This is a genomic window from Streptomyces sp. M2CJ-2, from assembly GCF_016757295.1.
Taxonomy (GTDB): domain Bacteria; phylum Actinomycetota; class Actinomycetes; order Streptomycetales; family Streptomycetaceae; genus Streptomyces.
This window is the reverse complement of sequence record NZ_JAESIF010000053.1, coordinates 24,661-37,507: the sequence shown is the minus strand read 5'-3', so window position 1 is coordinate 37,507 and position 12,847 is coordinate 24,661. Positions and strand designations below refer to the sequence as shown.

The 12,847-nt window shown below is 73.4% G+C and carries 9 protein-coding genes; 5 read left to right on the top strand and 4 right to left on the bottom strand.

Features of this window, described 5'->3' with window-relative positions:
* Positions 1-777: 777 nt before the first annotated feature.
* On the bottom strand, positions 778-1,428 hold the full coding sequence (locus JL475_RS29085; RefSeq protein ID WP_202280946.1) for a DUF4360 domain-containing protein: 651 nt from the start codon (positions 1,426-1,428) through the stop codon (positions 778-780).
* A 388-nt stretch (positions 1,429-1,816) separates the two neighbouring features.
* Here JL475_RS29085 and JL475_RS29080 point away from each other — a divergent pair, with 388 nt between their 5' ends.
* On the top strand, positions 1,817-4,660 hold the full coding sequence (locus JL475_RS29080) for a beta-galactosidase (RefSeq protein WP_202280945.1): 2,844 nt from the start codon (positions 1,817-1,819) through the stop codon (positions 4,658-4,660).
* A 40-nt stretch (positions 4,661-4,700) separates the two neighbouring features.
* Here JL475_RS29080 and JL475_RS29075 read toward each other — a convergent pair whose 3' ends face one another.
* On the bottom strand, positions 4,701-6,215 hold the full coding sequence (locus JL475_RS29075) for an alpha-N-arabinofuranosidase (RefSeq protein ID WP_202280944.1): 1,515 nt from the start codon (positions 6,213-6,215) through the stop codon (positions 4,701-4,703).
* A gap of 457 nt (positions 6,216-6,672) precedes the next feature.
* On the opposite strand from JL475_RS29075, the gene JL475_RS29070 reads away from it, so the two are divergent.
* The 4 genes from JL475_RS29070 to JL475_RS29055 are packed head-to-tail and all read left to right on the top strand — an operon-like array spanning position 6,673 to position 11,096.
* Positions 6,673-7,200 (top strand): toxin, encoded by a 528-nt coding sequence (locus JL475_RS29070; protein WP_202280943.1) that lies wholly within the window; start codon positions 6,673-6,675, stop codon positions 7,198-7,200.
* Positions 7,197-8,450, top strand: coding sequence for an MAB_1171c family putative transporter (locus JL475_RS29065; RefSeq protein ID WP_237408584.1), 1,254 nt, complete (start codon positions 7,197-7,199; stop codon positions 8,448-8,450). Before JL475_RS29070 ends, JL475_RS29065 begins: the two co-directional genes overlap by 4 nt.
* Positions 8,447-9,685 carry an MAB_1171c family putative transporter gene (locus JL475_RS29060; protein WP_202280942.1) on the top strand — a complete coding sequence of 413 codons (1,239 nt, stop codon included), beginning with the start codon at positions 8,447-8,449 and terminating at the stop codon, positions 9,683-9,685. Before JL475_RS29065 ends, JL475_RS29060 begins: the two co-directional genes overlap by 4 nt.
* Positions 9,675-11,096, top strand: coding sequence for an FAD-binding protein (locus JL475_RS29055; RefSeq protein WP_202280941.1), 1,422 nt, complete (start codon positions 9,675-9,677; stop codon positions 11,094-11,096). The genes JL475_RS29060 and JL475_RS29055 overlap by 11 nt, the downstream gene beginning before the upstream one ends.
* A gap of 45 nt (positions 11,097-11,141) precedes the next feature.
* Here the strand turns inward: JL475_RS29055 and JL475_RS29050 are convergent, their stop codons facing one another.
* The gene (locus JL475_RS29050) at positions 11,142-12,002 is read right to left on the bottom strand and encodes an SMP-30/gluconolactonase/LRE family protein (RefSeq protein ID WP_202280940.1); all 861 of its coding nucleotides are present in this window, start codon (positions 12,000-12,002) and stop codon (positions 11,142-11,144) included.
* A complete protein-coding gene (locus JL475_RS29045) occupies positions 11,999-12,772 on the bottom strand; it encodes an IclR family transcriptional regulator (protein WP_202280939.1) in 774 nt (257 codons plus the stop codon). Before JL475_RS29045 ends, JL475_RS29050 begins: the two co-directional genes overlap by 4 nt.
* Between the last annotated feature and the right edge of the window lie 75 nt (positions 12,773-12,847).

Here is a 12,847-nt window from a genome sequence, read left to right as displayed (position 1 = left end):
TGTGGTGGCCGCCGCGGTTGTAGTAGCCGTCGTGGTCGCCGCCGCGGTTGTAGTAGCCGTCGTGGTCACCGCCGCGACCGTAGCCGTCGTGGTCACCGCCGCGACCGTAGCCGTCGTGGTGGCCGCCGCGGTTGTAGTAGCCGTCGTGGTCGCCGCCGCGGTTGTAGTAGCCGTCGTGGTCACCGCCGCGACCGTAGCCGTCGCGGTCACCGCCGCGACCGTAGCCGTCGTGGTCACCGCCGCGACCGTAGCCGTCGTGGTGGTCGCCCTGGCTCTGGCTGTGGCTATAGGACGCGACGGACGCCGAAGCGGTGCCTGCCGTGCCCACCGCGACGCCACCGGCCATCACCAGCCCGGCGGCGGACACCGCGGCCAGACGCTTCGCGCGTTGTGCTCGCATGGGAATACCTCTCGCTCCATCATCTCCCGCGGCTCCGGAAGGAAGCGCGGGAACGGGCGGCCGCAGCCGCAAGTCGGAATTGCGGCAGGGTCTTCTGATGTCACCGCATGTCGTCTCGAGCACGGGCTCGACCGCCGACGCCTCCAGGTCGCCCCTCGCGGGCGGTCACTGTGGCCTTGGTCCGCTCTACCGGGAACCGGTCGGCCGGGCGTGCCGTGCGTGCGGCATTCAGCAATCGAGCCTAGTACCACGACAGCGGTCCGGCATCTCGGGCGACCCACTGCGCACGCCCGTTCACCGGAGGAGCCGGACCGCGCCCTCCTGGATCGACGGGAGGGCGAGCCGGCTTCCTCCGGTGTGCACGCGAACCCGGCAGGTCAGGAGGCCGGGCACTCCTTCCAGGCCATGTGGTAGGTGGTGCTGATGTCCCCGTCGGTGGAGTCCATGGTCATGAAACTGACCTTGCCGGGGGACACGGTGCCCGCGCTGACGCGCAGTTCGGTGTTGATGTTGAAGTTGCGCAGGACGCCGCAGGGGGCGTAGACGAGCTGGGCCCAGTCGGTGGTGTCCGTGGCCTGCCAGTTGTCGTCGTGGGGGCCGTCGTAGGTGTGGGTGCGGTACTCCGTGTTCGGGGAGCCCTGGAAGTAGTACGACGCCCGCTGGGTGCCCTTCGCGCCGCGCTGGAGGGCGGCGAAGCCTCGGTAGTCGGCGCTGGCGATGGCGTAGGTGAAGCCCTGGGGGACGTGGACGACGAGGCTGAGCTGGCAGTTCTTGCGGGATGCCGTGGGGTCGGAGTTGCCGCCCGCCTGGGCGAGGTAGTCGCTGTAGGTCACGGTGAACGCGGTGTTGTCCTCGGAGACGGCGACCGCGGCCGTGCCCTTGGGACAGCCGGAGCCGTTCACCGTGGCGATGTCGATGACGATCCTGTCCGAGGGCGGGTCGTCGAACACGGAGGACGGGTTGTGCGCGGGTATCGCGGCGGTGAGCAGCGCGGCCACCGCGCCGCCGAGGAGCAGGCCACCAGCCATGGTTCTCCCAATCCGGTCGATGGGGGGTGCGACGTCGTACCCGTGTCGCCATTCTCTTTCGTTGAAGCGTCATGCACCTGACAAGAATGCGGGCACATGGGCCCCCGGCCCTCGTGAAGGAGGCATGAAGGTGGCGTGAAGGCCGGGAGCGCTCGCATCGTACGCAGCGCGGCGACCGGCGGGCAGGATGAACTCCGGCCATTCACCCCGTACGGACCGGCGGAGCGTTCACAGGGGAAACGGAAGGGGAACGGCCCGCCCGAGCCCCGCCGGCCTCACTCGTACCGGGCGAAACGGACGTACCGGGAACCTCGCGTGAACACCGGCGGGCCGATCCGTAGACAATGGCCCACCAGGAGCACAAGCAGCACACCAGGAGGCGGCTCCCTTGGAGCTCAGCAGGCGTACCTTCACCGCGCTGGCCGGAACGGCGGCGCTCGGCCTCGCGCTGGCCGGCAGCAAGGCGGCGACCGGCACGCACCCGGCGCAGGCCGTGCCGACGGGCCCGCCGCCCGCGGTGCCGCGCGCGGACGGCGAGCGGCACGAGGTCGGCTTCGACCGGTACTCGCTGCTGGTCGACGGCCGACGGCTGGTGCTGTGGTCGGGCGAGATGCACCCCTTCCGGCTGCCGAGCCCGTCGCTGTGGCGGGACGTGCTGCAGAAGCTGCGCGCCCACGGGCACAACGCGGTCAGTGTCCCCGTCCCCTGGAACCTCCACTCCCCCGCGCCCGGCCGGCACGACTTCACCGGTGTGCGGGACCTGGATCTGTTCCTCACCATGGCCGCCGAGGAGCGGCTGTACGTCGTCCTGCGTCCGGGGCCGTACCTCGGGTCCGCCGATCTGGACGCCGATGGCCTCCCCGGCTGGCTGAGGGCCGCCGAGGGGGCGGCCGCCCGGACCGCGGACCCGGCGTATCTGCGGCACGTGGACGAGTGGCTGGGCGCGGTCGACGCCATCGCCGTCCGGCATCTGTTCACCGGCGGCGGCGGCACGGTGCTGCTGTACCAGTTCGAGGACCGGTACCGCGGAGCGGACGGCGGCGCCCACATGTCCCACCTCCACCGGAAGGTGCGCGCCGACGGGATCGACGTACCGCTGTTCCACGACGACGGCCGCGCTGACGGGCTGCGGACGCCCGGGTTCTTCGCCGGGGCGGCCGTCGGTGCGTCCGACCCCTGGGGCGGGGTCTCCTCCGGCGGCAGGGGGTACATCGGGGTGCGCGAGAAGTGGGACCCCGCGTACGAGCGGAGCAGCCTTCTCACCGGCCTCGCCACCGGGATCACCGCGCACACCGTGCGCATGGCGGTCGGCGGGACGTCCTGGGGATGGCTGTCCTCGCCGGACGTGTACACCTCGTACGACTACGGGGCCCCGATCAACCAGGCCCGCCGGCCCACCTCCAAGCTGGCCCCGCTGCAGCAGCTCGGGCACCTGTTGCGGACCGTGCCGGACCTCGCCCGGCTGGAGCCGGCCGACGAGGTGCGGGCCGAGGACGACCGGCTCAAGGTCCACCACCTGGCCAACCCCGACACCGACGCCCAGGTGTACGTCCTGCGCAACGACTCCGCCGAGCAGGTCACCTCCGCGCTGCCGGACACCGGGATCGAGGTGCCCGTGACGGTCGGGGCGCGGGACGCCAGACTGCTCGTCACCGGGCTGGAGCTGGGGCGGCGGAAGCTGGCGTTCTCCACCGCGCAGCCGATGTTCCGGCTGGCCGTCGGGCGGCAGGACATCGCCGCGTTCGTGGGCCGGGCCGGTGAGACGGCTCAGGTCTCCCTCGCCTGTGACGCCCAGCCGCTCACCAACCGGCTGGACAACGAGCCCGCCTGGTCCTACGCCCGGGGCCGGCTGAACGTGGTGGCGCCGCTGGGGGTGGGCGGGCTGAGCCGGGTGCTGGTCGAGGACGGCGACTCGAAGACGCCCATGCTGCTGCTGTTCGCCGACGACGCGACCGCGCTGCGGCTGTGGCCCTACGAGACCCCGTCCGGCTCGCTGCTGGTCCACGGTCCGGCGCTGCTGCGCTCGGCCACGCTGCGGGGCGCCACCGTCCACCTCACCGGCGACATCGTCGGCGAGACCGGTCTGGAGGTGTGGGCGCCGCGCGGGGTCACCGCCGTGACCTGGAACGGGCAGCCGGTGCGCACCACGGCCAGCCGGGCCGGGAGCCTGGTGTTGAAAGGGCTGCTGCCGGGCACGCCCGCGCCGTCCCTGCCCGTGCTCGACGGCTGGCGGCGGCGGACGGAGAACCCGGAGGCCGAGCCGGACTTCGACGACGCGCGGTGGGCGGTCGCCGACCGCACCGCCTCCCGCGGCGGCGCTCCCGTGCCCGACGGGCAGCCCGTGCTGTTCGCGGACGACTACGGCTTCCACTACGGCGACGTCTGGTACCGGGGACGCTTCGAGGACGCCCGCGGCGTCAGCTCGGTGTCCCTGTCGTACCGCACGGGGACGCAGGGGCTGCTGATGGCCTGGCTGGACGGGCAGCCGCTGGGCACGCACCGCATGCCGGTGCCGGACGAGGACACGGTGGGCCGGGGCACCTGGACCGCCACGGCCACCTTCGCCGTGCCCGAGCGGCTGCGCGAGCGGGGCGGGCGGGTGCTGTCCGTGCTCGTACGGCCGATGCAGCACGCCGGGGAGGAGACGGAAGGGCCCGGGGACGGAGACGGGAAAACGAACGGCACGTCCAGGACCGTGCGCGGGCTGACCTCCGTCGCCTTCGAGGGCGCCTCCCGGGAGATCGGCTGGCGGATCCAGGGGGCGAAGGCGCCGGACCGGGTGCGGGGGGCGCTGAACAACGGCGGGCTGTACGGGGAGCGCGAGGGCTGGCATCTGCCGGGCCACGACGACCGGGACTGGGAGACCGTGGACCTTCCGCGCGAGGACCGGCGACAGGGGGTGGCCTGGTACCGGACGGACTTCCGGCTGGCCGTCGATCCGGACGTGGACGGGTCGATCGGTCTCGTCCTCGAGGACGAGCCGGAACGCGCCTACCGCGTCCAGATCTTCCTGAACGGCTGGAACATGGGTCAGTACATCAACGATGTGGGCCCGCAGCACACCTTTGTGCTGCCGAACGGGATCCTCCGCACACGTGGGTCCAACACACTGGCTCTGGCGGTGCTGTCCGACGGGACCACACCCGCTGGTCCGGGCGAGGTGCGGCTGACGCTGCTGGGCGCGGCGCGCGGCGGGGTGCCGGTGGAGGCGGTGGAGTCCCCGGGACGGTGACGCCACCGCCCCGGCGGCCCCCTTCGTCACGCTGTCGGGCTCAGGCCAGTCGGATCACGTTCCAGGACAGCGGTTCCAGTACGGCGGTGAGCCGCCCGTCCGCCAGGGTCGTGCCCTCGGCCGGGTGCGGGGTGACCCGCTCGGGTTCGTCGAGGGTGTTGCGGGCGTCGGGGTCGGCGTCCGCGAGGACGGTGTGTTCCACGACCGTGGTGAGGCCGAGGCCGCCGAGGGCGATCTCCAGCGGCAGCGTCCCGGTGCGGCCCCGGTTGACGGCGAACACGGTGACCGTGCCGTCGTCGGCGCGTACGGCGGTGGCGTGCAGCAGGTCGGCGGTGCCGTACCGGGCCGTCTCGTACGTCGGTGAGTCCACCCGGACGTCGAGGACCTCGCCCCTGCCGTACCGGGAGGCCTGCGCGAACGGGTGGAACGTCGTCTGGCGCCAGGCGGGGCCGCCCGGCTCGGTCATGATCGGCGCGATGACGTTGACGAGCTGGGCGAGGCAGGCGATCTTGACCCGGTCGGCGTGCCGGAGCAGGGCGATGAGGAGCGAGCCGAACACGACGGCGTCGGTGACGCTGTAGTCGTCCTCCAGCAGGCGCGGCGCCTCGGGCCAGTCGTCCTGCGCGAAGGTCGTCGCCCGTTCCTGCAGGCGGGACATGTACCAGACGTTCCACTCGTCGAAGGAGAGGTTGATCTTCTTCGTGGACTTGAGCTTCGCGCCGACGTGGTCGCAGGTGGCGACGGTCTCCTCGATGAAGGACTCCATGTCGACGGCGGAGGCGAGGAAGGAGTCGAGGTCGCCGTCGTGCGGCTCGTAGTAGGCGTGCAGGGAGATGTGGTCGACCAGGTCGTAGGTCTCGGTGAGGACCGCCGCCTCCCAGGCGGCGAAGGTGGGCATGGACCGGCCCGAGGAGCCGCAGGCGACCAGTTCGACGCCGGGATCCTGCCGGCGCATGGCGCGGGCGGTCTCGGCGGCGAGGCGGCCGTACTCCTCGGCGGTCTTGTGGCCGGTCTGCCAGGGGCCGTCCATCTCGTTGCCCAGGCACCACAGCCGGATGCCGAAGGGGTCCTTGTCGCCGTGCGCGGCGCGCAGGTCGGACAGGGCGGTGCCGGCGGGGTGGTTGGCGTACTCCTGGAGTTCGAGTGCCTCGGTGACGCCCCGGGTGCCGAGGTTGACGGCCATCACGGGCTCGGCCCGCGGGCCGATCTTCCGCAGGAAGGAGATGTACTCGGACAGGCCGAAGCGGTTGGTCTCGGTGGAGTGCCAGGCGAGGTCGAGGCGGCGCGGGCGGTCCTCGACGGGGCCGACGGAGTCCTCCCACCTGTGACCGGAGACGAAGTTGCCGCCGGGGTAGCGGATCGCGGTGACGCCGAGTTCGCGGACCAGGTCCAGGACGTCGGTGCGCAGGCCGTCGGCGTCGGCGGTGGGGTGGCCGGGTTCGTGGATGCCGGTGTAGACGCAGCGGCCGAGGTGTTCGACGAAGGAGCCGAAGAGGCGGGGGTCGACCGGGCCGACGGTGAAGGCGGGGTCGAGGGTGAAACGGGCGGTGCGCATCTTTGTCCTTTCGGGGGTTCGCCCGTGTCCGCACGGCCGGTGCGGGCACGGGTGCCGGTGCGGGTACGGCGGTGGGCGTCACCGGTCGGCGAGGCCGGTGTGCGCGACGCCCGCCGCGGCCGGTGGGTGCCTGCGATCCAGACCAGGTCGTCCCATGCCCTGCCCCATCCGTCGGGAGGTCGTGGTCGGAGGAGTCACGCCCGTACGGGCCGCACCTCACACGGGTTGTTCGAAATATCGGAGGACGCCCGTAACTTCGAACGGACCGTAAGGGCCGAGCGGGGACACGTCAATGGTTCGGACGAGAACTCGGGGCCCGGCCCCGGTTCGCGCGCCCGCCCGTGGTGGCGGGGCGTCACCGGTTCGCATGACGTGGACACGGACGACGCGTAGTCTCGAACGGCCTTGAGATCACCTCCGAGGGGCCGAGGAGGCGAGTGAGACGAGGGAGACAACGGTGCGCACCAGGAAGGAGATGCGTCGCCTCGCCGACGCCCTCATCGATCCCATCCGGGTGCCGGTCCCGGCGGAGCCCGAGGTTCTCTTCCAGGCGCTCGTCGCCTCCGTCGGCGCCTGGCGGGGGCGTGAAGTCCGCGTCCACCGGGCGGCGTTCCCGCCGCACACCGCGAGCGGGCTGTGGCTGGAGCGGGACAACCACGACTACGTGGTGGTGGACGAGCGGGCCGCGGTGTGGCACCAGATCGTGATCTTCTGCCACGAGGTGTGGCACATGAACCGGCGGCAGACCACCTCCCCGTCCGCGTCCGACGGCTCCGTCCAGTCCGTCGCCGCACGCACCGACTTCAGCCTGGCCGAGGAGCAGGAGGCCGATCGTTTCGGCATGTTGATGGGCCGTCGGCTGCGCACCTGGCTGGAGGCCTCCACCGACTCCGTGTTCGCCGCGGAGGGCGGCGGCTCCGGGGAACCGCAGGACCTCGCCGGACGCATCGGCGCCGCGCTCAACCACCGCGGGACGAGACGATGAACGGCCTGATCAACTACGTCAGTTGCGGGGCCTTCTGGACCGGCCTGCTGGTGCGGGCCCCGGATCTGCTGCGGCACCGGCGCGACCCGTATCTGCGGGCCATCTGCGCGGTGCTGGGGCTGGCCGGGCTGTGCTTCTTCCTCGGGGCACCGCCGACGGTCGGCGCGATCAACCGGCTGAGCGGAGTGCCGAACCTCGCGGCGCCGCTGACGTACGCGGCGATCACCGCCTACTGCGCCGCCTCCCAGGTCCTCGTCGTCCACTGGCGCGGCGGGCCCGGAGTGCGCCGCACGGCCCGCCGCTGGCTGCTCGCCTACCTCTGTGTCCTGGCCGGCATCGCGGTGACCTTCGCCCTCGGTGACACGCCGGTGGAACGCCGCACCGACCTGGACACCTACTACGCGACGACCCCGTACATCGCCCAGATGATCGTGCTGTACCTGGTCGCGCACCTCGCCGCGGTGACCGTGACCGCCGTGTCGTCGCTGCGCTGGGCCCGCCGGGTGCGGGGCGGGCTGCGGGTGGGCCTGACCCTGATGGGGGCGGGCGCGCTGTGCGGCGCCGGCTACAGCCTGGCCAAGCTCGTCGCGGTGGCCGCCCGCTGGTCCGGCCGGGACTGGTCGGCGCTCGGGACCACCGTCTCCCCGGCCGCCGCCGGGCTGGGCGCCCTGCTGACCGTCACGGGGGTGCTGGCGCCGCTGGTGACACCCAGGGTGACCCGGTGGCGGCGGGCCCGCCGGACGTACGCCCGGCTCGCACCGCTGGAGCGGGCACTCGACGACCTGCTCGTCCGCCGGACGCTGCGGCTGCCCCGGCCCCGGCTCGCCTCCCCGGCCGCCCGCCTGGTGTGGCGTCAGACCAGCATCCACAACGCGCTGAGCCACCTGGACGCCTACTTCGACCGGGGCCTGTTCGACCGGACCCGTGCCTTCGCGCTCGAGACGACGGCCGACGCCCAGTGGGCCGAGGCGGCCGCCTGGGCCGCGGTGATCGTCACCGCGGTACGGGACGAGGCCGACCCCGGGCGGGTCCCGCCGACCCACGGCTCCGGACGGCTCCTCGGCCGGGTTCCGGGACCGGCCGGACTGGTCCGGATCGCCGACGCCCTGGCCGGCACCGCACCGGCGGACCCGGTACCGGACTCGACACCGGACCTGGCACCGGCGCCGGTGATGCCGGGTCCGCCGGCGGCGCGGAGCGGCATGCCCGCCGGCACGGCCAGGACGGGCGCCGGGAGTGGTGCCGTGTGAGTCTCGTCGTGTACCTGGCGGCGTTCGTGTTCGGGATGTCCTCCCTCCTGGTGCTGCGCCGCCCGCGCACCGCCCTGCGCAAGCCGCTGACCCTGTCCACCTGTGTGGCGATCGTCCTCGGCGCCATGGTCTTCGTCTGCGCCGCCCCGGCGACCCTGGCCGCCGTCAACGGTCTCACCGGCGTCCCCAACTTCGGTGCGCCGATGACCTACGGCATGCTCTCCGCGTACAGCTGCGCCATGCTCGTCCTGCTGGTCAACTGGCGGGGCGGGCCCCGCGAGCGGGTACGGCGCATGGTGCTGCGCAGCGTGACCGCCTACGGTCTGGTGGTGCTCGCCATCGTCGCGCTGTTCGCGCTGGCCGACGCGGGCACGGAGCGGCTGACCGATCTCGACACCTACTACGCGAACACCCCGTTCATGCGGGAGATGATCCTGCTGTACCTGGTCGGGCACAGCGCGGCCACGCTGGTGATGTGCGCGATGTGCCTGCGGTGGGCCCGTGAGGTCACCGGGCTGCTGCGGACCGGGCTGCGGCTGATCCTGCTGGGCACGCTGCTGGACGTGGTGGGCTTCCAGTTGGCCAAGTACACGGCGGTCGTGGCCCGTTGGACGGGACACGACCTCGACTTCCTGTCCACCCACGTCGCCCCGCCGATGGCGTCGCTGGGCGCGGTGGTCTGCTCGGCGGGTTTCGCGCTGCCGAGGCTGGTGCCGCCGGCCCGTGCCCAGTGGCGGGGGTTGCGCGACCACCGGCGGCTGGCCCCGCTGTGGTACCTGGTGCGGTCGGCGTCCACCGCCCCCGAGCCGCCCACCGACTGGTGGCAGCTCCCCCAGGTCCGGCTGCAGTGGCGTGAGGTGTCCATCCACGACGCCCTGCTCGCCCTGGCGCCGTACTTCGACCACCGGGTCCGTGAGCGGGTGCGGGACACCGCCCTGGCCGCCGGCCGCTCCCCGTACGAGGCCCGGCTGGCGGCGGAGGCGGCCATGCTCACCGACGCCGCGCGCCGGGCCGCGGCCCGCGAGGAGCCGCCCGAGACGGACGCCGGCTACCGGCTGCACGCCACCGAGGTCTCCGGCACGAGCGGGCTGGTGGAACTGGCCCAGGCTTTGAACGGGGCCGTCCCGGCCGCCACCACGAGCAACGCGCCTTCGGCGCCTTCCGCGTACGACGGCGCGGCGCGGACCTCCATGACCGGATCCATGAAAGAACCCGAGGAGCCCCATGTCGCGTAGAGCTGTCGTCATCGGTGCCGGGCTGGCCGGCATGCTGGCCGCGGCCGCCCTGTCCGACGCCGGAGTGGACGAGGTGGTCGTGCTGGACCGCGACGACCTGCCCGAGGGCCCGGAGCACCGCCGGGGCCTGCCGCAGGGACGCCACGCGCATCTGCTGATGGCCGGCGGGCTGGACGCCATGGAGGAACTGCTGCCGGGCGTGAGCCCGCGGCGGCGGCTGCTCGCCGCCGGCGCGCACGAGATCTCCCTCAGCTCGGGCATGCTGGCCCGCACCTCCGAGGGCTGGCTCCGGCGCTGGCGGCGCCCGGGGCCGACCATGCTGACGTGCAGCCGGGCCCTGCTGGACTGGGTGATACGCACCGCGGTGCTGGAGGAACACGCGCAGGTGGAGATCCGCAAGGCGGCGGCGGTGGGGCTGACGGGCACCGCCGGGCGGGTGCGCGGGGTGCGGGTGGCGGCCCCCGGCGGGGACCCGGCCGGGGAGGAGGACCTCGACGCCGACCTCGTGGTCGACGCGAGCGGACGCGGTACGCGGGTCGTGAGCTGGCTGGACGGGCTCGGACTGTCCGGCGTCCGGGCACGGACCGTGGACTCCGGCCTGGTCAACGCGACGCGCATCTACCGGGTGCCGGACGGCGCGGAGCTGTTCCCGCTGACGATCGTGCAGGCCGACCCGTTCGCGTCCCGGCCGGCACGGAGCGCGATGGTCATGCCGATCGAGGGCGGCCGGTGGCTGGTGAGCTGCGGCGGCTCACGCGGTGGTGAGCCGCCGTCGGACCCGGAGGGTTTCCTGCGGTACATGCTCGACCTGCCCGACCCGATCGTGGGGCGGCTGGTCTCCGGTGCAGAAGCCCTCACCGACGTGCACCTGAGCCGGTCGACCAGCAATGTGCGGCGGTATCTGGAGAAGCTCCCGCGGTGGCCGGACGGCTTCGTGGTCCTCGGGGACGCGCTGGCCACGTTCAACCCCGCGTACGGGCACGGCATGTCGGTGGCCGCGTTCGGCGCGCGGGTGCTCGGCCGGGAGCTGGAGCGGGCCGGCGGCGACCTCGGCGCGCCCGGTCTCGCCCGGCGGACGCTGCGGGGTGCGGCACGGTCGGCGGAGGGGGCCTGGTCCATGGCGGTCAGTCAGGACGTGCTGTACCCGGGGGTGCGCGGCGGTGCGCCGACCGCCGCCGACCGGGTCGTCTCGGCGTACACGCGGCGGGTGACGCGGGCGGCCACCGGCTCCTATCCGGCGGCCTCGGCGCTCTGGGACGTCACCAGCCTGCGCGCACCGGCGACCCGCGTGTTCCGTCCCACCGCGGCCCTCGCCGCCCTCACCGGCTCCCCCCTGCCCCCGTCGACCGAACCGCCGTTGACCCCGGGCGAGCGGAAGGTCCTCGAGCGGCTGGACCGTACGGGGGTGTGAGCCCTGGGGTGCAGGGGCGTGGGGTACGGCGGCCGGGGTGCGTCGTCAGCCCGCGAACGCGGGCGGGGCGAGTCCCTTGCCCGCGTCCGGGATCACCAGGAGGGAGCCGGAGAGCGGGGGCGGGGAGGGCAGGCCCACACGGGCCGTGGTGACGTACAGGTCGCTCAGGCCGGGGCCGCCGAAGGCACAGGCCGTGACACGGGGGACCGGGAGTTCCACCACCCGGTCCAGGGCTCCGGACGGGGTGTAGCGGCGGACCGCGGCGCCGTCCCACAGCGCCACCCACACGCAGCCCTCGGCGTCCACGGTGAGACCGTCGGGGAATCCCGCTCCGTCCTCGATCGCGGCCAGCGGGCGGCGGCCGGTGACCGAGCCGGAGGCGGCGTCGACGTCGAGGACGTCGATGCGGCGGGTGGGGGTGTCGACGTAGTACATCAGGCGGCCGTCGGGGCTCCAGCCGGTGCCGTTGCTCACCGTCACGTCGTCGAGGACGACCTCGGCCGTGCCGTCGCCGGTGACCCGGGAGAGGGTGCCGCCGCCGGCGGTCTCGTCGTAGCGCATGGTGCCGGCCCACAGCGTGCCGTCGGGGGCGACGGCGGCGTCGTTGCCGCGGCGGCCGGGGACGGGCTCGTGGCGCAGCCAGCGGAAGGTGTCGTCGGGGTCGAGCAGGCCGATCCCGTCGCGCAGGTTGAGGACCAGGCCGCCGCCCGCGCGGGGCTTGACGGCGCCCACGTGCTGTTCGGTCCGGCGCAGGGTGCGCCGGCCGGTGGCCGGATCGTAGGTGTGGATCCGGGAGTTGAGGATGTCGATCCACAGCAGCCGGCCGGTCGCCGGGTCCCAGGTGGGGCCCTCGCCGAGAACGGACTCCGCGCGGACCGCGACCTCGTAGGAGGTGCCGTCGGTCATGAGGCCCCCCGGTGGCCGAGCCGCTCGGACAGGTCGTCGGCGCCCTTGACGGCGAGCTGCTCCAGTTCGGTGAGGCGCTCCTCGCTCCAGCGGATCATCGGCACGGAGACGGACAGCGCGGCGACCACCTGCCCGGTGCGGTCGCGGACCGGCGCGGCCACGCAGCTGACGTCCGGGTTGGACTCGCGGCTCTCCACGGCGACGCCCCGGGCGCGGATCTGCGCGAGGGCCTCGCGCAGGGCGGCCGGGTCGGTGATGCTGTCGGGGGTCATCGCGGCCAGCTCGGCGTCGGCGGGCAGACGCGCGGCGAGTTCCCGCTCGGGGAGGGAGGCCAGCAGCATCTTGCCCACGGAGGTGCAGTGGGCGGGCAGCCGGCGGCCGGCCGCCGACACCATCCGCACCGCGTGGGTGGAGTCCACCTTGGCGATGTAGATGACGTCGGTGTCCTCCAGGATCGCCACGTGCACCGTCTCGTCGCAGGTCTCGGCGACGGACCGGGCCACCTGCTGGCCCTCGGCGGCGAGGTCGAGGTGCTCGGCGTAGCGGGCGCCGAGCTGGTACGGCCGTACGCCGAGCCGGTAGCGGCCGGGCCGGCCGGTCACCGGGACGATGTACTTCCGCGCGGCGAGCGTGGTCACCAGTTCGTGCACGGTGGTGCGCGGCAGTTGGAGCCTGCGCACGATGTCGGGGGCGGAGAGCGTCCCGTCCCCGTCGAGGAAGAGCTCGAGGATGTCGAGAGCCCGGGTCACGGCTGGTACGAGGCGTCCCACGACCGGCCCCCTCCCTGTCTGTCTCAGCCTGTTCGATATTTCAACAGGCGGCCGGAATGACGAACACAGGCTAGT

What these genes read in the sequence shown, in the direction of transcription:
- JL475_RS29085 (WP_202280946.1), bottom strand. Translation starts at nt 1,428, where the DNA reads ATGGCTGGTGGCCTGCTCCTCGGCGGCGCGGTGGCCGCGCTGCTCACC.
- JL475_RS29050 (WP_202280940.1), bottom strand. Translation starts at nt 12,002, where the DNA reads ATGACCGACGGCACCTCCTACGAGGTCGCGGTCCGCGCGGAGTCCGTT.
- JL475_RS29065 (WP_237408584.1), top strand. Translation starts at nt 7,197, where the DNA reads ATGAACGGCCTGATCAACTACGTCAGTTGCGGGGCCTTCTGGACCGGC.
- JL475_RS29075 (WP_202280944.1), bottom strand. Translation starts at nt 6,215, where the DNA reads ATGCGCACCGCCCGTTTCACCCTCGACCCCGCCTTCACCGTCGGCCCG.
- JL475_RS29055 (WP_202280941.1), top strand. Translation starts at nt 9,675, where the DNA reads ATGTCGCGTAGAGCTGTCGTCATCGGTGCCGGGCTGGCCGGCATGCTG.